This window comes from Kribbella sp. NPDC031520 (assembly GCF_055580825.1).
In genome coordinates this window covers 121,880-148,718 of record NZ_JBVIKS010000005.1, presented here as the reverse complement: position 1 = coordinate 148,718, position 26,839 = coordinate 121,880, and the positions used below count along the sequence as shown (strand labels likewise).

The 26,839-nt window shown below is 69.1% G+C and carries 23 protein-coding genes; 14 read left to right on the top strand and 9 right to left on the bottom strand.

The features are described 5' to 3' along the window. From ACZ5BU_RS25925 to ACZ5BU_RS25910, 4 genes are read left to right on the top strand one after another with little or no spacing between them, the layout of a single operon-like run. Nucleotides 1-2,016: an acetyl/propionyl/methylcrotonyl-CoA carboxylase subunit alpha gene (locus tag ACZ5BU_RS25925; RefSeq protein ID WP_465702952.1), complete on the top strand. Its 2,016-nt coding sequence runs from the start codon at nt 1-3 to the stop codon at nt 2,014-2,016. Then, nucleotides 2,013-3,170, top strand: a complete 1,158-nt coding sequence (locus tag ACZ5BU_RS25920) for an acyl-CoA dehydrogenase family protein (protein ID WP_465702950.1) — start codon at nt 2,013-2,015, stop codon at nt 3,168-3,170. Before ACZ5BU_RS25925 ends, ACZ5BU_RS25920 begins: the two co-directional genes overlap by 4 nt. A 15-nt stretch (nt 3,171-3,185) precedes the next feature. Next, complete coding sequence (locus ACZ5BU_RS25915; RefSeq protein ID WP_465702948.1) at nt 3,186-4,742, top strand: AMP-binding protein; 1,557 nt, start codon at nt 3,186-3,188, stop codon at nt 4,740-4,742. Next, a complete protein-coding gene (locus ACZ5BU_RS25910) occupies nt 4,735-5,346 on the top strand; it encodes a TetR/AcrR family transcriptional regulator (protein ID WP_465702946.1) in 612 nt (203 codons plus the stop codon). Before ACZ5BU_RS25915 ends, ACZ5BU_RS25910 begins: the two co-directional genes overlap by 8 nt. Here the strand turns inward: ACZ5BU_RS25910 and ACZ5BU_RS25905 are convergent. After that, complete coding sequence (locus ACZ5BU_RS25905) at nt 5,319-6,179, bottom strand: AraC family transcriptional regulator (protein WP_465702944.1); 861 nt, start codon at nt 6,177-6,179, stop codon at nt 5,319-5,321. The two genes, ACZ5BU_RS25910 and ACZ5BU_RS25905, sit on opposite strands and share 28 nt — an antisense overlap. 54 nt (nt 6,180-6,233) lie before the next feature. Here ACZ5BU_RS25905 and ACZ5BU_RS25900 point away from each other — a divergent pair, with 54 nt between their 5' ends. Then, complete coding sequence (locus tag ACZ5BU_RS25900; protein WP_465702942.1) at nt 6,234-7,352, top strand: MFS transporter; 1,119 nt, start codon at nt 6,234-6,236, stop codon at nt 7,350-7,352. A 1-nt stretch (nt 7,353) separates the two neighbouring features. Here the strand turns inward: ACZ5BU_RS25900 and ACZ5BU_RS25895 are convergent, their stop codons facing one another. Together ACZ5BU_RS25895 and ACZ5BU_RS25890 are read right to left on the bottom strand one after the other, a co-directional pair. Continuing rightward, a complete protein-coding gene (locus tag ACZ5BU_RS25895; RefSeq protein WP_465702940.1) occupies nt 7,354-7,719 on the bottom strand; it encodes a 5-carboxymethyl-2-hydroxymuconate Delta-isomerase in 366 nt (121 codons plus the stop codon). Between the two features lie 33 nt (nt 7,720-7,752). Then, the gene (locus tag ACZ5BU_RS25890) at nt 7,753-9,978 is read right to left on the bottom strand and encodes an NACHT domain-containing protein (protein WP_465703566.1); all 2,226 of its coding nucleotides are present in this window, start codon (nt 9,976-9,978) and stop codon (nt 7,753-7,755) included. Nucleotides 9,979-10,118: 140 nt separating this feature from the next. Between ACZ5BU_RS25890 and ACZ5BU_RS25885 the strand changes: the two genes are divergently transcribed. Both ACZ5BU_RS25885 and ACZ5BU_RS25880 read left to right on the top strand, forming a co-directional pair. Further along, nucleotides 10,119-11,567 (top strand): MDR family MFS transporter, encoded by a 1,449-nt coding sequence (locus ACZ5BU_RS25885; protein WP_465702938.1) that lies wholly within the window; start codon nt 10,119-10,121, stop codon nt 11,565-11,567. Nucleotides 11,568-11,587: 20 nt separating this feature from the next. Continuing rightward, nucleotides 11,588-12,625, top strand: a complete 1,038-nt coding sequence (locus tag ACZ5BU_RS25880; protein WP_465702936.1) for a GNAT family N-acetyltransferase — start codon at nt 11,588-11,590, stop codon at nt 12,623-12,625. Nucleotides 12,626-13,125: 500 nt separating this feature from the next. On the opposite strand, the gene ACZ5BU_RS25875 is transcribed toward ACZ5BU_RS25880, so the two are convergent. Beyond that, nucleotides 13,126-13,299: a hypothetical protein gene (locus tag ACZ5BU_RS25875; protein WP_465702934.1), complete on the bottom strand. Its 174-nt coding sequence runs from the start codon at nt 13,297-13,299 to the stop codon at nt 13,126-13,128. 228 nt (nt 13,300-13,527) lie between these two features. Here ACZ5BU_RS25875 and ACZ5BU_RS25870 point away from each other — a divergent pair, with 228 nt between their 5' ends. The 4 genes from ACZ5BU_RS25870 to ACZ5BU_RS25855 are packed head-to-tail and all read left to right on the top strand — an operon-like array spanning nt 13,528 to nt 17,473. Continuing rightward, on the top strand, nt 13,528-14,823 hold the full coding sequence (locus tag ACZ5BU_RS25870; protein ID WP_465702932.1) for an XRE family transcriptional regulator: 1,296 nt from the start codon (nt 13,528-13,530) through the stop codon (nt 14,821-14,823). Nucleotides 14,824-14,832: 9 nt separating this feature from the next. Then, entirely contained in the window at nt 14,833-15,363 is a 531-nt protein-coding gene (locus tag ACZ5BU_RS25865) for a GNAT family N-acetyltransferase (protein WP_465702930.1), read from the top strand. A gap of 14 nt (nt 15,364-15,377) precedes the next feature. Next, nucleotides 15,378-16,253 carry an oxygenase MpaB family protein gene (locus ACZ5BU_RS25860; RefSeq protein ID WP_465702928.1) on the top strand — a complete coding sequence of 292 codons (876 nt, stop codon included), beginning with the start codon at nt 15,378-15,380 and terminating at the stop codon, nt 16,251-16,253. A 26-nt stretch (nt 16,254-16,279) separates the two neighbouring features. Continuing rightward, complete coding sequence (locus tag ACZ5BU_RS25855) at nt 16,280-17,473, top strand: ROK family transcriptional regulator (protein WP_465702926.1); 1,194 nt, start codon at nt 16,280-16,282, stop codon at nt 17,471-17,473. 6 nt (nt 17,474-17,479) lie between these two features. Here the strand turns inward: ACZ5BU_RS25855 and ACZ5BU_RS25850 are convergent, their stop codons facing one another. Beyond that, entirely contained in the window at nt 17,480-18,076 is a 597-nt protein-coding gene (locus tag ACZ5BU_RS25850; RefSeq protein ID WP_465702924.1) for a ParA family protein, read from the bottom strand. Between the two features lie 270 nt (nt 18,077-18,346). Between ACZ5BU_RS25850 and ACZ5BU_RS25845 the strand changes: the two genes are divergently transcribed. Continuing rightward, nucleotides 18,347-18,868, top strand: coding sequence for an RNA polymerase sigma factor (locus ACZ5BU_RS25845; protein WP_465702922.1), 522 nt, complete (start codon nt 18,347-18,349; stop codon nt 18,866-18,868). Further along, complete coding sequence (locus ACZ5BU_RS25840) at nt 18,865-19,113, top strand: hypothetical protein (RefSeq protein WP_465702920.1); 249 nt, start codon at nt 18,865-18,867, stop codon at nt 19,111-19,113. The genes ACZ5BU_RS25845 and ACZ5BU_RS25840 overlap by 4 nt, the downstream gene beginning before the upstream one ends. Here ACZ5BU_RS25840 and ACZ5BU_RS25835 read toward each other — a convergent pair. Then, the gene (locus tag ACZ5BU_RS25835; protein ID WP_465702918.1) at nt 19,110-19,967 is read right to left on the bottom strand and encodes an imine reductase family protein; all 858 of its coding nucleotides are present in this window, start codon (nt 19,965-19,967) and stop codon (nt 19,110-19,112) included. The genes ACZ5BU_RS25840 and ACZ5BU_RS25835 overlap by 4 nt on opposite strands. Before the next feature lie 42 nt (nt 19,968-20,009). Here ACZ5BU_RS25835 and ACZ5BU_RS25830 point away from each other — a divergent pair, with 42 nt between their 5' ends. Then, nucleotides 20,010-22,835, top strand: coding sequence for an AfsR/SARP family transcriptional regulator (locus tag ACZ5BU_RS25830; RefSeq protein WP_465702916.1), 2,826 nt, complete (start codon nt 20,010-20,012; stop codon nt 22,833-22,835). Here the strand turns inward: ACZ5BU_RS25830 and ACZ5BU_RS25825 are convergent. Genes ACZ5BU_RS25825 through ACZ5BU_RS25815 form a run of 3 tightly spaced genes read right to left on the bottom strand, consistent with a single transcriptional unit; the run spans nt 22,813 to nt 26,764 of the window. Then, entirely contained in the window at nt 22,813-23,766 is a 954-nt protein-coding gene (locus ACZ5BU_RS25825) for an ABC transporter substrate-binding protein (RefSeq protein WP_465702914.1), read from the bottom strand. The genes ACZ5BU_RS25830 and ACZ5BU_RS25825 overlap by 23 nt on opposite strands. Next, on the bottom strand, nt 23,763-25,709 hold the full coding sequence (locus ACZ5BU_RS25820) for an ABC transporter permease subunit (RefSeq protein ID WP_465702912.1): 1,947 nt from the start codon (nt 25,707-25,709) through the stop codon (nt 23,763-23,765). The genes ACZ5BU_RS25825 and ACZ5BU_RS25820 overlap by 4 nt, the downstream gene beginning before the upstream one ends. Next, nucleotides 25,709-26,764 (bottom strand): quaternary amine ABC transporter ATP-binding protein, encoded by a 1,056-nt coding sequence (locus tag ACZ5BU_RS25815; RefSeq protein WP_465702910.1) that lies wholly within the window; start codon nt 26,762-26,764, stop codon nt 25,709-25,711. Before ACZ5BU_RS25815 ends, ACZ5BU_RS25820 begins: the two co-directional genes overlap by 1 nt. Nucleotides 26,765-26,839 lie beyond the last annotated feature (75 nt).

The window sequence follows — 26,839 nt, the reverse complement described above, 5'->3', positions numbered from 1 at the left end:
ATGATCTCCTCTGTACTGGTCGCCAACCGGGGCGAGATCGCTCGGCGGATCTTCCGCACCGCGCGGGCGCTCGGGTTGTCCACGGTTGCGGTGTACTCGAGCGCTGATGCGCGGATGCCGTTCGTGGACGAGGCTGATGCGGCGGTCCATCTTCCCGGGAACACGCCGGGCGAGACGTACCTGCGCGGCGATCTCATCGTCGAGGCGGCGTTGCGGGCCGGGGCCGACGCGGTACATCCGGGTTATGGGTTCTTGTCGGAGAACGCTGGGTTCGCGCAGGCGGTGATCGAGAGGGGGTTGACCTGGATCGGGCCGCCGGTGGATGCGATCTCGTCGATGGGGTCGAAGATCGAGGCGAAGAAGCTGATGGCGGCGGCCGGGGTGCCGGTGCTGGCCGAGCTCACGCCGGCCGAGGTGTCCGCCGACGATCTGCCGGTGCTGGTGAAGGCGTCGGCTGGTGGTGGCGGGCGCGGGATGCGGGTGGTCACCGAGCTTGCCGACCTGCCTGGCGAGATCGACGCGGCGTCGGCCGAGGCGTTGTCGGCGTTCGGTGACGGGACCGTGTTCTGCGAGCGGTACCTGGCGAGCGGGCGGCACATCGAAGTCCAGGTGATGGCGGATCAGCACGGGACGATCTGGGCGGTCGGCGAACGCGAGTGCTCGATCCAGCGCCGCCACCAGAAGGTCGTCGAGGAGGCGCCCTCACCGCTCGTCGAACGCATTCCGTCGATGCGTCCCGCGCTGTTCGACGCCGCCCGGAAGGCCGCGGCGGCAATCGGGTACGTCGGCGCCGGCACGGTCGAGTTCCTCGCGGACGAGACCGGCAACTTCTACTTCCTCGAAATGAACACCCGCCTCCAGGTAGAGCACCCCGTCACGGAGGAGACGACGGGGCTCGACCTGGTCGCGTTGCAGTTCGCGGTCGCCGCCGGCGAGCACCTCCCGCCGGAGCCGCCGCCCACCCTCGGCCACGCCATCGAGGTACGCCTGTACGCCGAGGATCCGCAGCACGACTGGCAACCCCAGACCGGCCTCCTCCATCAGGTCGAGCTTTGTGGAACATATTCGGCACCTGGTGGCGAAAAAGTTCCACAAAGGCAAGGCGTCCGGGTGAGGGTGGACTCCGGGGTCGAGGACGGAGCCGAGATCTCGCCGTACTACGACCCGATGCTCGCGAAGGTGATCGCGTACGGCGATGATCGCGTGGCGGTCGCCCGGAGGCTGGCGGCCGCGCTCGAGCGATCGAAGCTGCACGGTCCTGGGACCAATCGTGAGTTGCTGGTGTGGATCCTGCGGCATCCGGCGTTTCTCGCGGGAGACACGGACACGGCGTTCTTCGACACCCACGGCGTGGGTGGGGCTGTCGACGACGCCGTGGTGCGGGTGTCGGCGCTGGCGGCAGCGCTGGCAGATGCGGCAGGACGTCGTACTCCGGTGCGGGTGCCGAGTGGGTGGCGGAACCTCGCCTCTCAACCGCAACGCAAGAGCTACCGGTACGGCGACCAGGTCGTCGAGGTGGAGTACCGGCTGACGCGCGACGGATTGGTTGTCGACGGCAACACTGCGCTGATTTCCCTGGACCGTGAGCGAGTGGTACTCGAGGTCGAGGGGGTGCGCAGGTCGTTCGAGGTCGCGACGTACGGCGGGAGTGCGCCGGCGGCCGGTGGGTCGGCGAGCGGTGGGGCGGCGGGGCGTGGGTCGGCGGCAGGTGGGCTGGTGTGTGTGGACTCGGCGCTCGGCAGTGTCGCGCTCACGCCGGTCGCGCGGTTCGTGGATCCGGCGGAGCAGGTGGCGGTGGGGTCGTTGGTGGCGCCAATGCCGGGGACGGTGATTCGGGTGGGCGTGCAGGTGGGTGACGTGGTGAAGGAAGGGCAGCCGCTGCTCTGGCTGGAGGCGATGAAGATGGAGCATGCGATCGCCGCTCCGGCGGACGGGGTGGTCGGTGAGTTGAAGGTGGCAGCGGGACAACAGGTCGAGTTCGGCGCCGTACTGGCCGTGGTTGGGGAGGAAGCATGAGCTTCGTCGAATCCGAGGAGCGCCGGGAGCTGCGGAAGGTGGTCGGCGAGCTCGGGAAGAAGTACGGGTACGAGTGGTTCAACCAGCAGGCGCGGACCGGCGGTCACACCACCGAGTTGTGGCTGGAGGCCGGCAAGCTCGGGTTCCTCGGCGTCAACCTCCCCGAGCAGTACGGCGGTGGCGGCGGCGGGATGGCCGACCTGTCGATCGTGCTGGAGGAACTCGGCGCGGCCGGCTGTCCGTTGCTGATGATGGTGGTCTCACCGTCGATCTGCGGCACCGTGATCACCCGCTTCGGCACGGACGACCAGAAGCAACGCTGGCTGCCGGGCCTCGCCGACGGGACGACGATCATGGCGTTCGCGATCACCGAACCCGACGCCGGCTCGAACTCGCACCAGATCACCACCACCGCCCGCCGCACCGGCGACGGCTGGTCGCTGACCGGGCAGAAGGTGTTCATCTCCGGCCTCGACGTCGCGAAGGCAGTGCTCGTCGTCGGCCGCACGGAGGACGCGAAGACCGGCAAGCTCAAGCCCGCGCTGTTCATCGTCCCGGTCGACGCGCCGGGCGTGGAGTTCCGGCAGATCGAGATGGACCTGATCAGCCCGGACAAGCAGTACGCGTTGTTCCTGGACGACGTACACCTGCCGCGCGAAGCGCTCGTCGGATCCGAGGACGCGGCGCTGATGCAGCTGTTCGCGGGCCTGAACCCGGAGCGGATCATGGCGTCGGCGTTCGCGCTCGGCATCGCCCGGCACGCGCTCGGCAAGGCGACGGCGTACGTGAAGGAACGCCAGGTGTGGAAGCACCCGATCGGTGCGCACCAGGGCCTTGCGCATCCGCTCGCCCAGATCAAGATCGAGCTCGAACTCGCCCGGCTGATGATGCAGAAGGCCGCCGCGCTGTACGACGCGGGCGACGACCTGGGTGCGGGCGAGGCCGCGAACATGGCGAAGTACGCCGCCGGTGAGGTCGCCGTACGGGCCACCGACCAGGCCGTGCAATCGCTCGGCGGGAACGGTATGACGGTCGAGTACGGCGTCGCCTCGCTGGTCGCCGCCGCCCGCGCGACCCGGATCGCACCGGTGAGCCGGGAGATGATCCTGAACTTCGTCGCACAGCACAGCCTCGGGTTGCCGAAGTCCTACTGAGAAAGGCCTGGGCCGATGATCATCACCAGTCAGTTCCCGCCCGTCGAGGTGCTCGACGTACCGATCCACGACGCGGTTCTCGCCCACGCGCAGGAGTACGGCGACCGGCCGGCGATGGTCGACGGCGTCACCGGCAAGGAGCTCAGCTACGCCCAGCTGGACCATCTGACCCGCCGGGTCGCAGCCGGTCTGGCCGAGCTCGGCATCCGGCACGGCGACGTGATCGCGCTCTACAGCCCGAACACGATCCTGTACCCGGTGGTGTTCTACGGCGCGACCCGCGCCGGCGCGACTGTGACCACGGTGAACGCGCTCTACACCGCGGCCGAGCTGCACAAGCAGTTGATCGACTCGAAGGCGAAGTTGCTGGTGACGATTTCGCTGTTCCTGCCGGTCGCGACCGCGGCGGTCGAGGGTACGGACGTCTCGGAGATCTTCGTCTGCGACCAGGCCGACGGGTATCGCTCGGTGCAGGAACTGTTCGCGTCGACCGGACCGGAACCGGTGGTGTCGATCGATCCGGCCTCGGACGTCGCCGTACTCCCGTACTCGAGTGGGACGACCGGTGCGGCGAAGGGCGTGATGCTGACGCACCGGAACATCGCGACGAACATCTCGCAGGCCGAGGTGATGATCACGCTCGGCGAGGAGGAGCGGATCATCGCGATCCTGCCGTTCTTCCACATCTATGGGCTGTCGGTGTTGATGAACCTGCCGCTGCGGCTCGGCGCGACGGTTGTCGTACTGCCGAAGTTCGAGCTGCAGCAGTTCCTGACCACGCTCGACCAGCAGCGGATCACGCGCGCGTTCGTGGCGCCGCCTGTCGTACTGGCGCTGGCGAAGCACCCGGCCGTGGACGGGTTCGACCTGTCGCATCTGCAGTACGTGACCTCGGCGGCGGCGCCACTCGACGGCGAGTTGGCGGAGGCGTGTGCGAAGCGGCTCGGGTTGCACGCCGTACTCCAGGCCTACGGGATGACGGAGTTGTCGCCCGGTACGCACGCCGTACCGCAGGACGACCGGGAGCCACCGCCGGGCGCCGTCGGGAAGCTGTTCCCGTCGACCGAGATGCGGCTGGTCGGTGCCGATGGCAACGATACCGACGAGGGCGAGATCTGGATCCGGGGGCCGCAGGTGATGAAGGGATACCTCGGCCGGCAGGCCGAGACCGACGCGACGATCGACCCGGACGGGTGGTTGCACACCGGTGACATCGGGAGGGTGGACGATCGCGGCTACCTGTACGTCGTGGACCGGGTGAAGGAGCTGATCAAGTACCACGGGTACCAGGTGCCGCCCGCGGAGCTGGAAGCCGTATTGCTCACCGACGACCGGATCGCCGACGCGGCGGTGATCGGGGTCGATGCGGACGGCAACGAAGTACCGAAGGCGTTCGTGGTGCGGATGCCCGGGGTTTCGCTTTCCGAGGCCGACGTGATGGAGTACGTCGCCGCGCGGGTGGCGCCGTACAAGAAGATCCGGCAGGTGGAGTTCATCGACGCCGTACCGAAGGCAGCGTCGGGGAAGATCCTGCGACGCGAGCTGCGGGCCCGTGAGGCTGCGCGTGAGTGAGGTGTTGAAGGCGCCGCAGCAGGACCGGTCGCGGGCGACGCGGCAACGGTTGCTGGAGGCGGCGGTCGAATCGCTGGCCGAGGTCGGGTACGCCGCGACGACGGTTTCCGTTGTCGCGGCGCGGGCGGGAGTTTCGCGCGGGGCGGCGCAGCATCACTTCCCGACGCGGGCGGATCTGTTCGCGGCGGCGGTCGAGTACATGACGTCGGTCCGGCTGGCAGAGATCCGTGAACAGGCCGCCGCACTACCCAGTGGCGCGGGGCGGACCGAGGCGATCGTGGCGATGCTGGCGGATGTGTACACCGGGCCGTTGTTCAAGGCGGCGCTGCATCTGTGGGTGGCGGCGTCGACCGAGGAGCCGTTGCGGCAGCAGATCGTTCGGCTCGAGGCGCACGTGGGGCGGCAGGCGCATCGGGCTTTGCTGGAGGTGCTGGACGTGAGCGAGCGGACGCCCGGGGTACGGGAGACGGTGCAGGGGGTGTTGGACATGGCGCGCGGGTTGGGACTCGCCGACCTGTTGACCGACGACAGCACGCGGCGCCGCGGCATCGTCCGCCAATGGAGCCGAATCCTCGATCAGGCTCTCCGCGCACCCGGCGTGTGACCGAACGCCCGCTTGAAGGCGTCGATGAACGCACTCGTCGACGCCCACCCACACGCGTGCGCGACCCGCGTCACCGATTCCCCTTCCGCAAGCCGAATCAGCGCCGCATGCAGCCGAAGCTGAGTCCGCCACTGCGGAAACGTCATCCCCAGCTCGCTCTTGCACAGCCGGCTCAACGTCCGCTCACTGGCCCCCACCACCCACCCCAACTCCACCAATGTCCGTGAGTCCGCAGGGTTCTTCCGCAACAACTCACAAACCCCACCAAGCCGAGCATCGCGCGCAGCGGGCAGATAGGTAGGACGCTGAGGCGACGCCCGCAGCTGATCCAACAGCACCCCGCGCAACCGCCCCCGTTCCCCGCCGTCCCCGCCGTCCCCGCCGTCCCCGCCGTCCGAGAGTTCCATGTGCTCCACGCCCTCCCGCTGCTCCCCGCGCTCCCCCCCGTTCCCACCTCGCGCGCCCTGCGCGCGGCGGGCGGCGGCGTCAGCCGCCTCTTCTTCGTTCTCCGCCGTGTAGGTGAGGATCAGTTCTCGGAGGAGGGGGCTGACTACCAGGGCTGTGGGTGCGTCCAAGCCCAGCGGGTTTTCGGTGAGGCCGATGGTGTGCAGGGTGGTTTCGCCGTAGGCGCGATGTTGGTGGTGGGTGCCGGCGGGGATCCACAGGGCTCGGGTTGCCGGGGTTACCCAGGTGCCGGCGTCGGTGGTGACGGAGAGGACGCCTCGGCCCGCGTAGACGATCTGGTGGCGGTCGTGCCAGTGCGGCTCGATTCCGCCGCCGGCCTGAATCGGCCGGTGGCCGGTGGTGGCGGGACGTTGGCGGGTTTCCGGCATCAGTTGGCATTTTATCGGAAGCCGGACAGCTGAGCGCGCGGCGACGATCGGTTCGTGCGGAGATCTATCGGCCTGATGGCAGTCGGCCACGCGTGCGTGGATGTCTACCAGGGGTGCGTCCCAGCACTCGTCCCGTTCCTCGTCGCGGAGCGAGGCCTCGGGTATGTCGCGGTCTCAGGCATCACGCTCGCGGCGACGTTGCTGTCATCGGTAGTCCAGCCCGTGTTCGGCGTACTGACCGACCGGCGACCGCTCACCTGGTTGATCCCCGTCGCGATGACAACCGCCGGACTCGGCATCGCGTTGCTCGGCGTCGGGGAGCAGTACTGGTTGATGTGGCTGGCGGCCGCCCTCTCCGGGCTCGGCGTCGCGGCGTACCACCCGGAGGCCGCGCGGATGGCACGGCTCGTCAGCGGCGGTAGTCACGTCGGGATGAGCTGGTTCTCGGTCGGCGGCAACGTCGGCTTCGCGCTGGCGCCCGTACTCGTCACCCCGCTCATCGCCACCGGCGGCCTGTCGCTCACCCCGGTCCTCGTCGTACCGGCACTCGTCGGGGCCGCGATCACCTCCTGGGCGATCCGCACCCGCGTCACCGCCCCCGCCGTACGCCACCAGGCAGAAGGCACCGACGACTGGCCGTCGTTCCTGCGCCTGTCGGCGATCATGGTCTGCCGCTCGATCGTCTTCGTCGGCCTCGGCACCTTCATCGCCCTGTACGCCGGGCAACGCGTCGGTGGCGGTACGACGACCGGCGGAACGGCGCTCTTCGTACTCTTCGCCGCCGGCGCGCTCGGCACGCTTCTCGGCGGCCGGCTCGCCACCCGGTACGGGCGCATCCGCACCCTGCGTACGTCGTACGCCGTCGCCGTGCCCGCGATCGCCTGCCTGGTCTTCGTACCCGGCCGCGCGTTCTTCGGCTTCCTCGCGCTCACCGCGATCGCGATGTCGATCCCGTTCTCGCTGCATGTCACGCTCGGCCAGGACTTCCTCCCCGGCCGCGTCGGTACGGCGGGCGGCATGACCCTCGGTCTCGCGGTCAGCATCGGTGGCGTCGCGACCCCGATCCTCGGCGCGATCGCCGAACACACCTCGCTCCGGCTCGCACTCAGCACGCTGATCGCCCTCGCCCTGTGCTCCAGCCTGATCGGCTACGCCCTTAACGAACCCGCCTGAGCTACCGGTCGAACTTCCGATACGAGGCGTCCAGTTCGCGCACCTCGGCAGAGGCGTGCAACGTGACGCCGTCTTGCGGCGCGATGTACTTGCCCAGTAGCTCCAGCGTGGCCTCGGTCAGCCGCACCTTCACCTCGTCCGTGCGGCCTGGCAGCAGCGCGATGGACACCCGTACCAGAGCATGTGCCTTCTCCGCGCTGTCGGCGTACCCGTAGGCCGAGAGATTGTCGTACCTGACCATGGTCTTGCACCCCTCGGGCTTGGCCGCCGCGATCTCGACGACAGCCTCGTGCAGCGCGCGGGTGAACCCGTCGACGTCGAAGGCGTCTTCCACCGGGTGCGAGTAGTCGACGGTGATCTGCGGCATCAGGACTCCTGTTCTACGGCGGACAGCAGCACTCTAATCCGCGGCGCGCTCGGCGATCCGGCGGTCCACTTTGGCGGCCAGCTCGTCGGGCGTGCACTCGGCTAGGTGGTCACGGATCAGCAGATGAATGAACGCGTACTGCGCCCGCCCGGTCCGAGCGAGCACGTAGCGGTCAGCGGCGTACTGCAGGAAGGCCCTGGGCCGCCACGACAGGTAGCCCGTCCAGCGAAGCAGTAGGTCGTGCAGCGACCGAGACAACGGACCAGCCAGGACAGGGGGTCGCCGCCGCCACGCCTTGGCAGCCACAGCGCCGACCACGATCCCCGCGGTCGCCTCCAGCTGCGGCGACAACAGGTCAGCTCCCAGTAGTACTGCGACCAAGAACGCAGCCGCTGCTCCACCGACAACCCACAGATCCATCCACCAGCTCTCACCGGGCCGTGCGGAGGACAGGTGGTCGGTCGGCAGCGACTTCACCATGCGGATCCCCTGAGCAACCAGCAGCCCGATCGCGACACCGGACGCGAACGGCTCGGCGTCACCCAGGCTCAGTACGACCGCACTCGACAGGACGACCACCAAGAGCCGCACACCGAGCAGCAGCCGCCGTCTGTTGTCGTGGAAGACGATCAGCTCGACGACGTACGCCCCTGCGATCAGTACGGCCTCGATACCGAGCGAGACCTTGGCCGTGAACATCTCCACCAGTCCGAGCGCAGCACCTGTCACAGCAACGGTCAGGGCTGTACCCGTCAGCAGGAGGAGCGCTGACAGCGTCACCCGGCGCGGACCGGTCCCGTCGAGCTTCTGCCAGGGGTGCGGCAGAAGGTGTACGAGCACCAGTGCTGCACCGGCAACAGCGAGGCCGGCGAGTGCGCCGTACTGCGCAACCATCATCAACGTCGCGCCCGCGGTGAGAGCTCCGAAGAGCGCCGGCAGGCACACCGCGTGCGTCAGGTAGTCCACCTCCGGAAGTGGGAGGCCGTACCACCCGTCCGGCGTCAGCCACCGCGGTACGGAGGTGCGGTCGCCGGCACGGCTGCGGGTCCACCACGCCAGACACCACAGCCGCCGCACTGCGGTCTTGGCGTCGTACTGGCGACCTGTCTTGCGGTTGCGCGCGAGGACCTCGGACAGGAACGTGTCGAAGAGCTCCCGCCGCAGGTCCGCCACTCCACCGGCTGTGACCTCCTCGGGCGCGCGGCCCTGGTAAGCGAGCGTCATCACGTTCAGCATCAGCGGCGAGCTCACCAGGTCCCACAGCTCGTCGTCCTGCTCGATCGCTGCACGCGCGCCGTCGAGTGCAGGACCCACGGTGGCGAAGTAGTCGAGCACCTGTTGTCTTGTGAGCGGCCTGATGTGCACCGCACCGAACAGACTGAGCTGCTGGGGGAGGCGCTCGTAGTCGTGCGTTCTGCACGTAACAGCGAGTTGCCCGACCTGGTAGTTGTGGCGGAGCTCCTTCAGCACCGGTTCGAGCTTGGGGCGGTCCGGTTCGGCGATCTCGTCGAGGCCGTCGAGCAGCAGTGCCAGCCGGCCGTCACGCAACCATGTGCGTCCTACACCTGGTGGAATGCGGTAGCGGTCGCTCAGCTCGAACAGGAACCACCGTACGAACCCTGCTAACAAGGCACTGTCGTGAGGGTCGTCGTCGGCGCGGTGTGACGACTGCGCTCCCCAGCCGGCCAGGTCGACCACTACCGGGATGGGCTGGTGCCGGTCGGCGTGCGCAAGAGCGGACAGCCGCCGGGCCAGGTTGAGCAGCAGCGTGGTCTTGCCGGCACCCGGTGCACCGAGGACCAGCATGCTGTCCTCGAGTTCGTCGAACACGGTCGCGATGTCCGCGTCGTTCGGGATCCGGGTCGGCGCACTGTTGAGCGGCTGCACAAGCAGGTCGAACGGGCGTACGGCATCCGGCTGACCGTCCAGCGCGAGGGCGATCCGGGTCCGTGAGGCGAGCGAGCCGGCCCGGCGTTCGGACAGGTACCGGTCGATCTGCAGGAGCGCGTTCTGCCGGTTGCGCGGCTGGTCGGCGGTGCGATGCGAGATCCGCGGCTGCCGGCGGTTCCGTACCTCGAGCAGTGCGGTCCCGACCGCGACGAGCCAGAGCACGCCGACCGCCGGCCACACCCAGCCGACGTACGGCGCGAGGAACGCGGGCGCCGTACCGCCAGTGCCGACGTTGATCGCGATCGGCAGCAGCACCACGGTCAGTGACACGGTCAGCACGAGCACGGCGCCGCTCACGAAAGACCGCATCCTCACCCCGGGAGCGTAACGGCCGGTGAGCCGACCTCGCCTTGCACCGGGCGTGCCTGCCTCGTCGTATCTGGGTGAAGTCCAGAAGGCGGTCGACGACTCAGGGAATAGCTGTCGGTTCACATACATTGGTCGGTGATATGACTACAGAGCGGATCGACCGGACAAGCGTGGGGCTCCGTTCGGAGCGGGGTCCGATCCTGCTCGCGGTGATGCTGAGCGTCGGGCTGGTCGCGATCGACGCGACGATCCTGGCCACCGCCGTACCGTCCGTGGTCGCGGACCTCGGCGGCTTCACCCAGTTCCCCTGGCTGTTCTCGATCTACCTGCTCGCCCAGGCGGTGTCGGTGCCGATCTACGGCAAGCTCGCCGACCAGCGCGGCCGGAAGCCGATGATGCTGCTCGGCGTCGGGCTGTTCCTGGTCGGGTCGGTGCTCTGCGGGTTCGCGTGGAGCATGCCGGCGCTGATCGCGTTCCGGCTGATCCAGGGCCTCGGCGCCGGCGCGATCCAGCCGATCGGGATGACGATCGTCGGCGACATCTACACGGTCGCCGAACGGGCCAAGGTGCAGGGCTACATCGCCAGCGTCTGGGGCATCTCGTCGTTCGTCGGGCCGACGCTCGGTGGCGTGTTCTCGGACTACATCTCGTGGCGGTGGATCTTCTTCGTGAACATCCCGCTGGGGCTGGCCGCCGCGTGGGTGCTGATCCGCCGGTTCGAGGAGAAGGTCGCGGACAAGAAGGGCCACACGATCGACTACGCCGGGGCGATCCTGCTCGCGGCCGGCGGTTCGCTGCTGCTGCTCGGGCTGCTCGAGGGTGGCGTGATGTGGGACTGGGCCGCGCCTACGAGCATCGTGATCCTGGCCGCGTCCGTCGTACTGCTGACCGCGTTCGTGCTCGTCGAGCGGCGGGCCGCGGAGCCAGTCCTGCCGCTGTGGGTGCTCGGCCAGCGGGTCCTGAACTCGGCCAACTCGGCGGCGGTGCTGATCGGGTTGTTGATGATCGGCTTGTCGACGTACGTGCCGCTGTACGCGCAGAGCGTTCTCGGTACGTCGGCCCTGATCGCCGGGTTCACGCTCGCCGCGATGACGCTCGGCTGGCCGATCGCGGCGTCGCTCGCCGGGCGGATCTACCTGCGCGTCGGGTTCCGTACGACGATGCTGATGGGCGCGCTGATCGTCGTACTCGGCGCCGGGATCCTGCTGACGGTCACCTCCACGAGTGCCGTACTGCACCTGGCGCTCGCGTGCTTCGTGATCGGCGTCGGCCTCGGGTTCTCCGCGTCGCCGTCGGTCGTCGCGGCGCAGTCGTCGGTGGAATGGCAGACCCGCGGCGTGGTCACCGGCGCCAACATGTTCTCCCGCTCGGTCGGCAGCGCCGTCGGCGTCGCACTCTTCGGCGCCGTCGCGAACGGCGTCGTCGCAGCCCGCCTCGGCGACGACCACGCCGACCTCGAGAAGGTCCCCGCCGGCATCCTCGCCCCCGCCGTCCACGACGTGTACTACGGCGCCGCCGCAGCCGCCCTCCTCCTGGTAGTAGCCGTCGCCTTCATGCCCAACCGCATCACCGAACGCCCCCTCCGATAGCTATGCGCGCAGTCGACTGCGTGGGTGCACTGATCCGCGACGAACAGCATCGCGTCTATCTGCAGCGGCGTACGGCGGAGCGGCGGTTGTTGCCGGGGATCTGGGACATCGTGGGCGGGCATCTCGAACCTGGGGAGACGCCTGAGGAGGCGTTGGCGCGGGAGGTCGAGGAGGAGACGGGGTGGAAGGTCCGCGACATCGTCTGGACCGTCGCGGACTGGGAATGGGAGTGGAAGGGCCGGGTACGACGAGAGGTCGACTACCTGGTCACCGTCGACGGGAACCTCAGCCGGCCCCGGCTGGAAGCCGGCAAGCACGACGCGTCCGCCTGGGCCGGGCCGGACGAGCTGGACCTGTTGATGGTCAACCGCACTGACGGTGACCGTCGTTTGCGGGACCTGGTCGCGCACGCCGTCCGCACCCGCTTCACCGACCGGCTCCGCCTCGAACCGATCACCGGACCCAACGGGGTCCTCCCCGGACATGCACCGGACCTCGAGCGCATCTTCGCTGACCCCTGGGTGGCCCGCTGGTACGGCGGAACTCTTTCCGCCGACGAGGCCGCCGTGCAGGCCCGCGAACATCAGTCCAGGTGGGAACGGGATGCCGTCGGCAAGTGGATCGCCTACGACCGAACCGACGACCGCCGCGCCGGGCACGGCGTCGGTGGGCGCGGAGGCGGTGGGCTTGTCGGGCGCGGTGGGTTGTCCCGGATTCCCGCCGGTACGCCGACGGCCGAGGCGATTGAAGCCCTGGTCGGGCCGGAGTGGGCCGCCGACCGTCTGGAGGTCGGCTGGGCCCTCGTCGAGTCCGCCCGTGGCCAGGGCCTCGCGACCGAACTCGGGCGAGCCGGCCTCGACTACGCCTTCACCACGCTGAACGCGTCCGCGGTCATCGCCTTCACCGAACAGGCCAACACCGCCTCCCAGGCAGTGATGAACCGCCTCGGCATGCAGTACGCCGGGGAGATCCGCGCCGAGGGCTGGTCCGCCGACGCATCCGAGATGCAGCCGGATGCACCCTTCGCCGTCTACGCGGCGCGGGCACAGGACGTCTGAGCCCTTTCCGGTAAGAAATCGGCACATACCGCCGGAAATGTTCCGAAAAGCGCGCCGAAGGGCTGCTGAACGGCGGCCGGGTCGCGCGCACCGGGGGACCCCGGGACGGAGAGCGGGCCAGCGTCTGAAGGCTCCGGGTGTGACCGCCCAGGCGCGGCGGTCACACTCGGAGCCGGCCACCTCAAGGGGGAGGTTCCCGGTGAGGTGTCGGGAGCCTCCGGTGTCCTACCGCCCAGGACACTCGGCCCTGCCTGGCCCGAGGTGTCGGCCAGGAGGTGGTTGGAACGGCTGGGCGGCGGCGATACAGGGTCAACCGCCAAGCCCAGCCGGGTCAGGTGGGCGGTGCGGTCCGAAGCTGAGGAGTGCTCCGGACCGCACCTCTGGGTTTCGTCCGCGGACTGAGGAGTGTCCCGGACCTTCCAAGCGCTGCCCCCTGGACGTGAGGAGACCCCAGGGTGCAGCTGACCGGGTCTGAGGAGGACCCGGAAACCACAGGTGGTTCAGTCGGTCGCGTCGTGCGGCCCGAGCAGGTCGTTGGTGACCTTGAGACCGGCGAAACGGCGCCGCATCGCCTGTTCGTAGCGGGCCGCCAGGGGGGCCTCCGCGACGTACTGCGCGATCACGTGCTCGCCGAACCAGACCCGGACTCGGCGCCGGTGCTGTCTCGACGTCATTTCCGCGATGGTCACAACCTCTCACCCCGTAACTCTCAGGCCTTGCAACCAGTTGGACTTACTGGTTGTCATGGCAGTAATGGTGCACGAGCCCAACGTGACCGCTCTAGGACCTGGACCGGACCTTTGCCGGACCTCTTCAGGTCCTCTCGCGGACATCTGGGGGACAGCACCTTGTCGTGGGGCACAAGTCGAGACAACGTCTGACTGACGTGAACGGGAGGAACGATGGCGGGTAGGTACGCGCCAAAGACGGTCCTGGCGCACCTGATCCAGCGCCGGAACCAGACCTACTCCGAGATCGTCGCCGAGTTCGTCGAGCTGGGTGGAACCATCACCGAGCGGCACCTGCGTCGCCTCGCATCGGGCGAGCGCGCAGGGACCACTCCTCAGACCCGGCGCACCCTGCAACGCATGTTCGGCAAACCGGTCGAGGAACTCCTCGCGCCGTACGTCGCCGAACAGGCCGCCCAGGTGGTGCCGGCACCTGCCGCGAGTGGACGGATCACGACAGGTAACGAGATGGAGGTTCTCGACATGGCTGCCAGCCGCGCAAGGGCGTTCGCCCTTGCGGCCCAGTCCGGTCTCGGAAGCGAGGCCATGGAACAGGTGTACGACGACGTACGCCATGCCGCCCAGGCGTACCCACAGCGCCCACTGCCGGAGATCCTCGGCCAGCTGGTCGAGACCCAGGACCTGGTGTTCGGCCTGCTGGAGAGCCGGCAGCGCCCGGAGCACCACCGCCAGCTGTACTTCCTGGCCGGTGTCACCGGCGGTCTGCTCGCCAAGGCCTCCCACGACCTGGGGAACCCGCACGCAGCGCTCACCCAGGCCCGGACCGCGTTCATGTGCGCCGACAACGCCGACCACCACGGTCTGCGCGCCTGGGTCCGCGGCCTGCAGTCGCTGGTCTCCTACTGGGCCGGCAACCCCCACGACTCCGTGCGGTACGCACAGCTCGGTGCCGGGTATGCGGAGCAGGCGAACAGCACCACCAGCGTCTGGCTGCCGGTCAGCGAGGCCCGCGCCTGGGCCGCGCTCGGCAACCCCGAAGCCACCCGGGCCGCGCTGGAGCGCGCCGAGGAGGCGTGGAACTCGGTGCACAACGACGACCTGGACGACCTGGGCGGCCTCTGCACGTTCGGCCGCAACCGCCAGCTGTACTACGCCGCCGACGCGCTGGCGCAGCTGCCGGGCGAGGTCGAGCAGGCCCAGCGGTACTCCACCCAGGCCGTCGACGCCTACACCGACGAGAACCACCCCGAGTGGGCGTTCGGCGACGCGGCAGGCAGCCACGCGGCGATGGCGATCACCCGGATCGCGAGCGGGGAGCTGGACGGCGCCGCGGACGCGCTGGCCCCGGTGCTGACACTGCCGACCGAGCGCCGGATCAACGGTGTCGTGCACTCGGCCCGCCGGGTCCACCAGGCGCTGCGGCAGTCCGGTCGCGCGGACGACGCCCGTGAGCTGCAGGAGGAGATCGAGTCGTTCACCCGGACGCCGATGCAGACCTTCCCCCGGTAGCCTGCGTCAATGGAGCTCAGCGGACAGCTGACTGTGTTGCGCGAATTCCGGACCTCCGACCTCGACGACTACCTGGCCATCGCCGGTGATGACCGGGTCACGACCTGGATGGCGTTCGACAGCTACGACCGGACGAAGGCCGAGCAGAACCTGGCCGGCATCGTCGAGCGGTCGGCGCTGGCCGACCGCCCGGACTACATGCTCGCGATCACCCGGCCGGACGACGACCGGGTGATCGGGTTCGGCCGGATCGCGCCGAGCGGGTCCTGGACGGCCAAGCTCGGGTACGCGATCGGCGCCGACCACTGGGGCCACGGGTACGCGACCGACGCGGCCCGGGCGCTGCTGAAGTTCGCCTTCGGCCCACTCGCCCGGCACCGGGTGACGGCCGCGATCGGGCCGGAGAACGAGGCCTCGATCGCGGTGGTGAAGCGGATCGGCTTCACCTACGAGGGCCAGCTGCGCGATCACGTGTTCACGAACGGCGCCTGGCGTGATTCCAGGCTCTACTCCCTGCTGGAACACGAGTACGACACCTGAGCAACACTGGCTCCATGACCGCCACCATGATCGGACCGCTGCGGGACGGCATTGCCCGGATGATCCTGACGAAGGTTGCGGGGCCGGATCCACAGGCTGAGCGCGACCGGGTACACAACACGCCAGGCCCGCGCTGGTTCCCGGAGGACAGTCCGATCCGCCGGGTGCACGGTGACGCATCGATGTTCGCCGGTGGGCTCCGGGCACTCCTGCTGCAGTCGTTGCACCCACTGGCGATGGCTGCCGTCGCAGCGCACTCCGGCTACCAGGGCGATCCGTGGGGTCGCCTACGGCGCACCAGCTACTTCCTGGCGATCACCACGTACGGCGCGATCCCGCAGGCCGAGGAGGCCATCGCACACGTCAAGGCGGTGCACGAACGCGTAAGAGGCACCAGTCCGGACGGCGTGAAGTACCGCGCCTCCGACCCGCATCTGCTGAAGTGGGTGCACATCGCAGAGGTGGACAGCTTCCTGGCGGCGCACCAGCGGTACGGCGCTCACCCGCTGACCGCCGAGGAGCAGGACCAGTACGTCGAGGACGCTGCGCTCGTAGCGGAAAGGCTGGGCGTCATCGACCCACCCACAACGCTCGCCCAGGTGCAGCAGCTGCTCAAGGACTACCAGCCCGAGCTACGCGGTACGACGGAGGCACGGCAGGCGGCCCGCTTCATCCTGATCCACCCGCCCGTCCCGTGGGCCGCACGACCCGCGTACGGCGTACTGACCGCCGCTGCGGTCAGCCTGCTCCCGTGGTGGACCAGGCTGCCGCTACGGCTCCCGTACCTCCCGCTGGCCGAGGCGACCGTCGTACGGGCCGCCGGTGACGGGCTCACCAAGACCATCCGCTGGGCGCTGACGTCACCAACACTGGCAGAAACCGGCGTATGAGGTCTGTGCGCTTGTAGGTTGTTCTCGTGCCGCTGCGTCCTCATCGTCCGCTTCCCCTGGCCACGCCGGCGGGGATCGAGGTGCTGACCAAGATCCTGACGCAGGGGCCGATCCCGCGGGTGGAGATCGCGCGCCGGACCGGGCTGTCGCAGGCCGCGGTGACGAAGGCCGTCGCGCCGCTGATCGACACCGGTTTCGTCACCGATGCACCGGCCGGCGAGGACGGTCAGCTCGGCATCGGCCGGCCGGTGAGCCCGCTGACCGTGGTTCCGGGCAGCGTCTCGGTGATCGGCGTCAAGGTCACGCCGACCAGCCTGATCGGCGTCACCACCGACTTCACCGCCGGCATCCTGAACGTCCGCCACGAGGAGCTGGAGAGCACCGACCCCGAGCTGGTGATCAAACGGCTCGCCGACCACGTGAAGGCGCTGATCGCCGCGCTCAAGTCCGGTACCGCGGTGGCCGGTCCGCCGGCCGGGATCGGGATCGCGATCTCGGGTGACGTGGACGCGGCGCACGGCGTGGTCCGCGACTCGCCGCTGATGGGCTGGCGGGGCGTCCCGGTCGCGGAGCTGCTCGGCGACCGGATCCGGGTCCCGATCGTGGTCTCGAACGACGTCCGCGCACTGACCGTCGCCGAGCACTGGTTCGGCGCCGGGGTGAACGCGGACTCGTTCGCCGTGGTGACGATCGGCTCCGGCATCGGCTGCGGGCTGTACATCAACGGCGAGGTCGTCTCCGGCGCGTACGGCGTGTCCGGCGAGCTCGGCCACCTGCCGCTGGCGCCGGGCGACCTGGTGTGTACGTGCGGCCGGCGGGGCTGTGTGGAGACCGTCGCGTCGTCGGACGCGATCCTGGCCCGGACGCGGGAGAAGACCGGCCGTACCGACCTCGACCTCGCCGGTGCGATCGAGCTGGCGCACGAGGGCAATCGGCAGGCCCGCGAGGCCTTCGACCGCGCGGGCGAGGTGATCGGCTCCGCGCTGGCCGCGATGGTGAACCTGGTCGGGCCGGAGCTGGTGATGATCGCCGGCGAGGGCGTCGCGGAGTACGACCTGTACGAGGAACGGATGCGCCGCGCCTTCGCGGAGCACGCGTTCGGTGCGGCCGGGGACTGCCGACTGGTGCTCCGGTCGCACACGTTCGACGACTGGGCGCGTGGTGCGGCGGCCACCGTGATCCGCTCGTACGTCCGAGGCGAACCGCCGCTCCAGCGGTGAGTGTTGCTACGTGCGGGCGGCGGCGAGGATCTTGCGCCAGACCTTCTTGTAGGACTCGAGGCCGTCGGCAGCGAGCGGACCGGTCGGGCCGGCCGTGATCGAGACGCGCTCCGGGATCGTGCCCCAGACCGGGATGTTCTCCGCGGCGTACTGCTGCATCGCGTCCTGGTACGACCGGGTGTAGGTCCGCGCCGAACAGACCACCAGGCCGGCCGGTACGTCGTCCGGGACGAGCTCCAGTACGGCCTTCACCCGCGGGGTCTCGACGCCGCCGACCCGGGTCGGGATGACCACGATCCGGGCCCGTTCGAGCGCCTTGTTCAGCAGCCGCTCGTGGGACGGTGGCATGTCGACGATGCCGATGCCCTCGGGCGGGACCTTGTCCAGTGCCTTGTTCAGCAGACGCTCCGTCGGCGCCTCCGCAATCTCGATCCGGTGCAGTTGGTCGTCCTCGGACTCCGCGATCCAGTCCGCCGCACTGCCCTGCGGATCCGCGTCGATCAGAGTCGAGGTTCGACGGTTGGAAGATGCCAGCGCGGCCAAGTACACCGACGTGGTTGTCTTACCGACCCCGCCCTTCAGTGCAGCTGTCACGATGATCATGGACACGAACTTACCCGGTTTTGTCCGAAATCCGGCGTGTCGTCGGCGTTGCCCCGCCACATCGTGATAGTTGCCCCTGGCCCGTGTGTACAAGCTCAACCCCACTTCAGCGGTGAATCCTTGCTGAATCCTTTCCGGGCTGGGCCGTCTCTTACTCCTGACCTCGCACCCTGACGAAGGAGCACACCATGACCTGGATCATCGTCGCCGCAGCCGTCGCCGTCGTCCTGCTCGGCACCTGCAGCGTGGTCGTCCTGCGCCGGCGGACCCGTGGCTGACCTCGACGAACACCTGATCCGAGCCGCCCAGCACGGCGACCTGGACGCGCTCACCACACTGGTCGCGGACTCGCACCCGACCGTACGGCGGTTCGCCCGGACTCTGTGCGCCACACCCGAGGACGCGGAGGACGCCGCACAGGAGGCGCTGATCATCCTGTACCGGAAGATCGGCATGCTCCGCGCGACGAGTGCGCTGACGTCGTGGATGTTCCGCATCATCCGCAACGAGTGCCTCCGCCGCGCTCGCGCCGTACTGCGTGACCAGCCGCTGGCTCCGGAAACGGCGCCCTCCGCGGAGGACGAGGCGCTGCGCCAACTGGAAGCGCAGGCAGTTGCCGCGGCCATCGCGCAACTGCCTGCCGACCAACGCAGTGTCCTGATCCTCCGCGACGTCCAGGGCTACAGCGGCCCGATGGTCGCCAAGGCCCTGGGCCTCACTGTTCCCGCCATGAAATCCCGCCTGCACCGCGCCCGCACCACCGTGCGCGAATCCCTCGGAGCCCTCCTATGACCTTCGCCAGCACTTCACTGCCCCGCCATCTGATCCGCGGTCTGATCGGCTTCGGCAGTCTGATCGCCGCCTTCGCCCTGATCCCGGCCGCGGGCGCGGCCAGCCTCCTACTGCTCCCTGTCACGCTCTTGGCGTTCCGCGGCTGCCCGACCTGCTGGGTCGTCGGCCTGATCGAAACCATCTCCCGCGGCAGACTGCAGCGCGATTGCGCCGACGGTCAGTGCAAGCTGACGACCGCCGCCTAAGACTTCCGGACCAGCTCGACCAAGGCACTCAGACCGTCGGCGCCGTAGCCGGCCGCATCAGCCCGGGCGAACAGTGCAGCCATCGCACCCGGCACGGTGACGTCGAGCCCGGCCTCGGTGAAGGCTTGGACGACGTGCTGGGCGCCGACGGCCTGCATGTGGAGGTTGTTCTGGGCACCCGGATGCGAGCCGGAGTCGATCGCCGTGGTCAGGATGTTGAGGAAGCCCATCGGCCCGTCCGCGGTCAGGTCGGTGAGCATCGTCGCGACGTACGGACGTAGTCGTTCGGCGCTGCCGACCAGGCTCGCCGAGTAGAAGTAGCTGATCAACGTCGTCCAGAAGATGTTCAGCATGGCCTGGTAGTAGAGCATCGCCAGTCCGGGATCGGTGCCCACGTGGTCGACCCGGCCGAGTGCCTCCAGCGTCTCGCGATGGGCCGCCACCACGTCGGCAGGACCTGCGTAGAACGCGTACGCGCCCGGCTTCCCGATCCCCGGTGGCGGCACCATGATCCCGCCGGTGACCAGGGTCGCTCCCCGCTCCTCGGCCCACCGGCTCGCCGCACGCAACCGCTCCGGGCTGTCCGAGCTCAGGTTGACCAGCACTCGCCCGCTGAGGTCCGCGTCCGCGAGCGACTCGTACATCGCCGCGTAGTCCACCTGGCTGATCACTACTAACGTGCTCGCGACCACCGCCTCGGCCGCTGTCGTCGCCTCGACCTCACCGATCCCCGGCGCCTTGCCAGGTGTCCGGTTCCAGACGGTGGTCGAATGTCCGGCGTCGAGGAACGTCCTGGCCATCGTGGACCCCATCGCGCCGAGTCCGATCACAGTCACTGCTTCCTTTGAACTCATGCACCCGATGCTCGAAGAACGCACTACGGGTTTACTACGGGTATGTACTTCGGGGTGCTCGGTCCGCTGCTGGTGCGGACGGACACCGGCGAACCGGTCCTCGTACCCGACCGGAAGGTCCGGACCCTGCTCCTCGACTTGCTGGCCAACCGGGGCCGGCCGGTGACCGCCGACCGGCTGATCGACGACCTGTGGGGCGCACGCCCGCCGCGCAACCCGACCGGCACGCTGCAGGCTCGCGTGTCCCAACTGCGCAGCGTACTGGACCGTGCCGAGCCCGGCGCGCGCAGCGTGATCCAGCACGGCCCGGCCGGGTACACGCTGACCGCAGACGTTGTCGACAGCAACATCTTCGAGCAGTACGTGCGCACCGGGCGGCTGCGGGACGCACTGGACCTCTGGCGCGGTCAGCCGTACGCCGATGTGCTCGACCACCAGTTCGCCCGAGCCGAGCGCGACCGGCTGGAGACCCTGTACCTGAGTGCGATCTCGCTTCTGGCCGCCAGGGGCGAGGACGTTCTCCAGCAGACGACCGTGCTCGTGCGGCAGCGCCCACTCGACGAACGGCTGCACGCTGTCCACCTCAAGTCGCTCTACGGGGCGGGTCGGCAGCACGACGCGCTCCGTGCGTACGACGCTCTGCGCACCGCACTGGCGGAGGAGCTCGGTGCAGACCCCGGACCAGAGCTGGCTGAGCTGCACCAGGCGATCCTGCGCCACGCCCCGTCACTCCGCCGCCGGGCTACGCTCCCGGAGCCGCTCAATGACCTGATCGGCCGCGAGGAGACTCTGGCCGAGGCTCAACAGCAGTTGGCCGCCAACCGCATGCTGACGCTGGTCGGCCCAGGTGGAGTCGGAAAGACCCGTCTGGCACTCGAGCTCGGCCGCAGCACGAGCAACGCGCTCCTGGTAGAGCTCGCTGCGCTGCAGCAAGACGACGTACTGGACGCGCTGGCCACTGCCCTGGAGCTGCGCGACGAGTCGACCGACCTCCTCCCGCGGCTGCTCGATTCACTCAGCAGCAGGCAGGTCCTGCTCATCCTGGACAACTGCGAGCACCTGGACCTGGCAGAGCTCGTACGACGCTTGCTGGCCGCACCCGGCCTGCGTGTACTCGCGACGAGCCGAGAACCACTGGGTTTGACCGGCGAGCGCGTACTCGAAGTACCGCCGCTGACGGCCGAGGCTGCCGCAGAGCTCTTCCGGGCGCGGGCAGGCGTCACCGACGACGTGACAGCGATCTGCAGCCGGCTCGACGGCATCCCGCTCGCGCTGGAGCTCGCTGCGACTCGCGTTCGTGCGCTGGGCGTGCAAGGACTCGCGGAACGCCTGGACGACCGCTTCGGGCTGCTCTCAGGTGGTAAGGGCGGACCGGAGCGGCAGCGGACCCTCCGGGCAACCATCGACTGGAGCTGGGACCTGCTGGACGACGAGGAGCGGCGGATGCTGCGGAGACTCGCCGTCCAGGCCGGCTCGTTCTCACTGGAGGCAGCCGTCGAGATCAGTCAGCTGCCCGAGCACCTCCTGCTGTCGCTTGTCGACAAGTCGCTCGTGGTGGCCACCAGCGGCAGGTACCGCCTGCTCGAGTCCATCGCGGCGTACAGCCTCGAGCGGCTGGTTGAGGCCGGAGAGGAGGCCGTCACCCGCCGGAGGCATGCGGACTACTACCTGGCGCTCGCGCGAAGGGCCGAACTGCGCGGTCCGGCTCAGCGTGAGTGGCTGCAGCGGCTCGACCAGGAGGCTGCGAACTTCCGGGTCGTCCCACCGTCGCTGGAGCTGGCCACCTCGCTCGCCTGGTACTGGTACCTCCGTGGCCGCCATGGTGAAGCACGGCGTTCGCTCGCGGCCGCACTCGCGTTGCCCGGCCGGCACCCGGCCCTGCGCGCGCAGGCCACGGTCTGGCTCGTGGGCATGACCGCGACCGATGCCGACGGCACCGATGTCGCCGCAGCCGGCGAGGAAGCGCTACGAGCCGTCGGCGACGACGACCCGCACGCGCTCTGGTTCCTGACCATGACCCGGTGGGCGTACGGCGACGCGGACGTGCTGTTCGGCTGGATCGACCGGGCGATCGCGGCCTTCACCGAACGGGGCGACCGCTGGGGTCTCGCCGCGGCGCTGAGCACCCGGGCACAGCTGAACATCGTGCACGCGGACCTGGCCGCGATGCGCCGGGACAGCCTGCGCAGCCTCGAACTGTTCGACGCGCTCGACGACGACTGGGGCCGGCTCCAAGCGACGTACACGCTGATCGTGGCCGCCGAGATCAGCGGCGACTACCCGACCGCCACGGCGTACCTGGAGGACGCGATCCGGCGCGCCGAGGACCTCGGGCTGTGGACCGAGGTCTCGTTCCGCACCGCGGGGCTGGGCCGGATCGCCCTGCTGACCGGCGACTACGCGCGTTCGGTCGAGCTGCACGAGCGGGCCCGGCGGCTCGCGGTCGAGCAGTCGAACAAGTCCGCCGAGGAGTACGCCGAGGTCGGCCTCGCCCTGACCGCCCGTCGCCAGGGACGGCTCGACGAAGCCGAGCGGTTGTTCCGCAAGTGGCTCACCTGGCTGACCCAGGTCGGCGGCACTCCCGGGATCGCCTTCATCACCAACCAACTCGGCTTCATCGCCGAACAACGCCTCGACTACAAGACAGCCCGCACCCTGCACGAACACGGTCTCGAACTGGCCCGGCAGATCGGCGACCAGCGTGCGATCGCCCTCGCCCTGGAAGGCCTGGCGGGCGCGACCGAAGACTCCGCCCGCGCCCGCGACCTCCTCGCCGAAGCCACAGCACTACGTCAGCAGGTCGGCGCGCCCCTACCGCCCGCCGAACGCTTCGACGTGGACCGGATCACTTGCCGAGCCAGGTGTTGACCTTGGACTGGTTCGCCTTGACCCACTTCTCGGCGGCCTGGTCCGGGGTGAGCTTGTCGACGGCAATCATCCGGGCGACCGTGTTCTGGTCCTCGTTGGTCCACTTGAAGTTCTTCACCAGGTCGTACGCCGGGCTGCCGGAGTCGGCGAACCTCTTGGAGACGACCTTGTCCAGGTCGTACGGCGGGTAGTCGCAGGCGACCTTCGCAGCGACGGCGTCGCAGCCGGACTTGTACGGCGGCAGGTTGACCTTCACCAGCTTGACCTCGTTGAAGAACCACTGCGGCTGGTAGAAGTACGCGAGCAGCGGCTTCTTGTTCTTCTCCGCGTCCCGGAACGCCTGGATCAACGCGGTCTCGCTGCCGCTCTGCACGACCTTGTAGTTCAGCGCCAGGTTCTTCACCAGCGCCTCGTCGTTGGTGACGTACGACGGGTCGCCGTCGAGCAGCTGCCCCTTGCCGCCGGACTCCGACGTCTTGAACAGGGCGGCGTACTTGTTCAGGTTCTTCCAGTCGGTGATGTCCGGGTACTTGGCCGCCATCCACGGCGGCACGTACCAGCCGATCACGCCCTTGACCCCGGTGGAACCGGCCTCGACCGCGACCTTGTCGGTCTCGATGTACTTCTTCTTCAGGTCCTCGTGACCCCAGTTCTCCAGGTTCACGTCCACCTCGCCGGTGGCGAAGCCCTGCCAGGCGACCTGCTCGGCGAGGTTCTTCTTCGTCACCTTGCAGCCGAGGTCCTTGGTCGCGACGTACGACACCACGGCAGCGTTCGCCTCGTACCCGACCCACGGGCTGACGGTCAGGTTGAACGAGCCGCACTCCTTGCCACCGGCAGCCGGCTTGTCCTCCCCGACCTTCTGCCCACCACATCCAGCCACAGCCAATGCGACAGCTGTCAGAACACCGGCGTACCGGAGCTTCTTCACCGCTTATCTCCTTCGTAGTTGTGGGTACGACGGGCCGCCGCCTGTGTTACTCGGTCGAGCAACACACCCAGAAGAACGATCGCCAACCCGGCCGCGAGCCCCTTGCCGTACAGCTCCCTCTGCGCGAAGCCCGCCGCCACGTCGTACCCGAGCGCTCCCGCGCCGACGAGCCCGCCGACGACGACCATCGACAGTACGTAGATCAGGCCCTGGTTGACCGCGAGCGTGATCGCCCGCCGGGCCACCGGCAACTGCACCTTGCTGATCACCTGCCAGCTGCTCGAGCCGACCGAGTTGGCCGCCTCGACAGTCGCGATCGGTACCGCCTTGATGCCGTCAGCAACGATCTTGGTGGTCACCGGTACGGCGAACACCACGGCCGCCGCGATCGCGGTGAACCGGCTCGTCCCGAACAGCGCCAGGAACGGGACCAGGTACACGAACGGCGGCATCGTCTGCCCGGCGTCCAGCACCGGGCGGATCCACGTGTCGACCCGCCGGTTCCGCCCGGCCCACACGCCGAGCGCGAGCCCGACGGCCACGACCACGACGGTCGCGAGCAAGGTCGACGCCAGCGTGACCATGCTGTCGTGCCACACCCCGGTCGCGACCAGCAGGCCGAGGCACACGGCCGCGGGCACGGCACCTCGCCATCCACCGAGCACTCCGGCCAACGCGACGACCACGACGGACACGAGCCACCACGGCGAGCCGGTCAGCAATCCCTCGAGCGGATTCAAGAGCGCGTTGGTCACCACGTCGCGTACGCCGTACGTGAATCCGCCGAAGACGTCCTGCACCCAGTTCGTCACGTCGGTCGCGACGACGGCGATCCGCGAGCCCACGTTGGCGCCCGACGGGAACTCCGCCGCCCACACGTAGGTCCGGGAGAACCAGATCGCGACCAGTACGCCGACCGCGCCCGCGCCGAGCAGGACCTTTCGCCGTACGCTCGCCGTCCGCCACGGCCGGTCGCCCGCCGCCGTCGTCACCCGGTCGAGCACGATCGCGAGTACGACGATCGCGAGGCCGGCGTTGAACGCGACGCCGACGTCCAGCGTCTGCAGCGCCTTCAGCACGGTCTGGCCGAGGCCCGGCGCATCGATCAGCGCGGCCACGGTCACCATCGAGAGCGCCGCCATGATCGTCTGGTTGATGCCGACGACAACGGTCGACCGCGACATCGGCAGCAGTACCTTCACCAGCGTCTGTCCGCCGGTCGAACCGAGCGAACGGGCCGCCTCGACGCTCTCCGGCGGTACCGAGCGGATCGCGTGCGCGGTCAGCCGGACCGCGGGCGGCGCCGCGTAGATCAGCGTGGCGATCGTCGCGGCGGCCGGCCCGATCGCGAAGAACAGCGTCAGCGGCGCGAGGTACACGAACGTCGGTAACGTCTGCATCAGGTCCAGGACCAGCGTGGCAACCTTGAAGGCACGGTTGGACAGCCCGGCCCAGATCCCGAGCGGGATCGCGACCAGCAACGACAGCAGCACCGCCGCGATGGTCAGCGCGAGCGTGTCCATGCTCTCCTGCCACAACCCCTGCAGTCCGACGAAGCCGAGCCCCAAGGCGGTCAGTACGGCGACCTTCCAGTTGCCGAAGGCCCACGCGCAGTACGCGGCGATCGCGATCACGCCGAGCCAGCCGATCACCGGGACCGGGCGGTCGAACGACGGCTGCGAGATGACGTCCTGCAGCAGTACGACGAACTGGTCGACGACGGCCCGGATCGCGTCGAAGAACACGTTCCCCTGACCGACGTCGTCGCGATGCCCGGTCAGCCAGCGGTGCAGCGCGGTCGTGTCCTGCCCGCCGAGGACGAGCGTGTCGATCCCGCGCAGGACGAAGTACGCCGCGACCCAGGCGACGAGCAGTACGCCGACGACGACGCCACGCCGGGGCCGACGGACCTCGACCTCCACGTCGCTGGTGATGGCAGCCATCAGTGGTCCGCGACGACGGCGAGGATTTCTTCGTCGCCGATGACGCCGAGCAGGGTGCCCCCTTCGACGACCTTCACAGGGCGGTCGGCCTCGAGTACCAGCCGGGTCGCCTCCCGGACCAGCACGTCCGGGCCGAGCTCAGGCCCGTCGAGCGGCTCGTCCGGCCGCGGCTCGCGGACGATCCAGCGCAACGTCAGTACGTCGGCCCGCGGTACGTCGCGGACGAACTCGCGGACGTAGTCGTCGGCCGGTGCGCCGACGAGCTCGTCGCCGGTACCGAGCTGGACGGCCGCACCGTCGCGCATCAGCAGGATCCGGTCGCCGAGCTTGAGCGCCTCGGACAGGTCGTGGGTGATGAACACCATCGTCTTGCCGACCTCGCGGTGCAGCCGGACCACCTCGGTCTGCATCTCCCGCCGGATCAGCGGGTCGAGCGCCGAGAACGGCTCGTCGAACAGCAGCACATCCGGATCGTTCGCGAGCGCCCGCGCCAGGCCGACCCGCTGCTGCATGCCGCCGGACAGCTGCTCCGGGTACAGGTGCTCGTTCCCGGCCAGGCCGACCAGGTCGATCACCTCCTGCGCGCGGCGCCGGCGGTCGGGCTTGCTCTCGCCGCGGATCTCCAGGCCGTACGACACGTTGTCGATCACCTTGCGGTGCGGGAGCAGCCCGAAGTGCTGGAAGACCATCGAGAACTTGCTCCGGCGCAGCGCGCGCAGCCGCTTCTCGTCGGCCGCGCGCAGGTCCTCACCCTCGAAGGTCAGCCGCCCGGCGGTCGGCTCGATCAGCCGGGTCAGGCAGCGGACCAGCGTCGACTTCCCCGACCCGGACAGGCCCATCACGACGAACACCTCGCCCGGTGCGACGTCGAAGCTCAGGTCGCGCACGGCCGCGGTACAGCCGGTCTTCGCGTACAGCGCGGCGCGATCCAGTGCGGCGAGGTCGGGCCGATGCGGCACCCGCTGCGCCTTCGGGCCGAACACTTTCCACAGCCCCTGCACGGACAACAGGGCATCGGAATCCTGGATGTCGGGGTACTCGAGCTGAGCGGTCACAGGTAAACCCTCGCATCCCCGCCGGCGGACACAGCGTGAACCCGGGACTCTACCCAACGGCAAGGCCCCTAACTC

Excerpts from the sequence above, each read along its gene's own strand:
- ACZ5BU_RS25925 (WP_465702952.1), top strand. The coding sequence starts at position 1 with ATGATCTCCTCTGTACTGGTCGCCAACCGGGGCGAGATCGCTCGGCGG.
- ACZ5BU_RS25920 (WP_465702950.1), top strand. The coding sequence starts at position 2,013 with ATGAGCTTCGTCGAATCCGAGGAGCGCCGGGAGCTGCGGAAGGTGGTC.
- ACZ5BU_RS25915 (WP_465702948.1), top strand. The coding sequence starts at position 3,186 with ATGATCATCACCAGTCAGTTCCCGCCCGTCGAGGTGCTCGACGTACCG.
- ACZ5BU_RS25905 (WP_465702944.1), bottom strand. The coding sequence starts at position 6,179 with ATGCCGGAAACCCGCCAACGTCCCGCCACCACCGGCCACCGGCCGATT.
- ACZ5BU_RS25895 (WP_465702940.1), bottom strand. The coding sequence starts at position 7,719 with ATGCCGCAGATCACCGTCGACTACTCGCACCCGGTGGAAGACGCCTTC.
- ACZ5BU_RS25890 (WP_465703566.1), bottom strand. The coding sequence starts at position 9,978 with ATGCGGTCTTTCGTGAGCGGCGCCGTGCTCGTGCTGACCGTGTCACTG.
- ACZ5BU_RS25885 (WP_465702938.1), top strand. The coding sequence starts at position 10,119 with ATGACTACAGAGCGGATCGACCGGACAAGCGTGGGGCTCCGTTCGGAG.
- ACZ5BU_RS25875 (WP_465702934.1), bottom strand. The coding sequence starts at position 13,299 with ATGACGTCGAGACAGCACCGGCGCCGAGTCCGGGTCTGGTTCGGCGAG.
- ACZ5BU_RS25870 (WP_465702932.1), top strand. The coding sequence starts at position 13,528 with ATGGCGGGTAGGTACGCGCCAAAGACGGTCCTGGCGCACCTGATCCAG.
- ACZ5BU_RS25865 (WP_465702930.1), top strand. The coding sequence starts at position 14,833 with ATGGAGCTCAGCGGACAGCTGACTGTGTTGCGCGAATTCCGGACCTCC.
- ACZ5BU_RS25860 (WP_465702928.1), top strand. The coding sequence starts at position 15,378 with ATGACCGCCACCATGATCGGACCGCTGCGGGACGGCATTGCCCGGATG.
- ACZ5BU_RS25850 (WP_465702924.1), bottom strand. The coding sequence starts at position 18,076 with ATGATCATCGTGACAGCTGCACTGAAGGGCGGGGTCGGTAAGACAACC.
- ACZ5BU_RS25840 (WP_465702920.1), top strand. The coding sequence starts at position 18,865 with ATGACCTTCGCCAGCACTTCACTGCCCCGCCATCTGATCCGCGGTCTG.
- ACZ5BU_RS25835 (WP_465702918.1), bottom strand. The coding sequence starts at position 19,967 with ATGAGTTCAAAGGAAGCAGTGACTGTGATCGGACTCGGCGCGATGGGG.
- ACZ5BU_RS25830 (WP_465702916.1), top strand. The coding sequence starts at position 20,010 with ATGTACTTCGGGGTGCTCGGTCCGCTGCTGGTGCGGACGGACACCGGC.
- ACZ5BU_RS25820 (WP_465702912.1), bottom strand. The coding sequence starts at position 25,709 with ATGGCTGCCATCACCAGCGACGTGGAGGTCGAGGTCCGTCGGCCCCGG.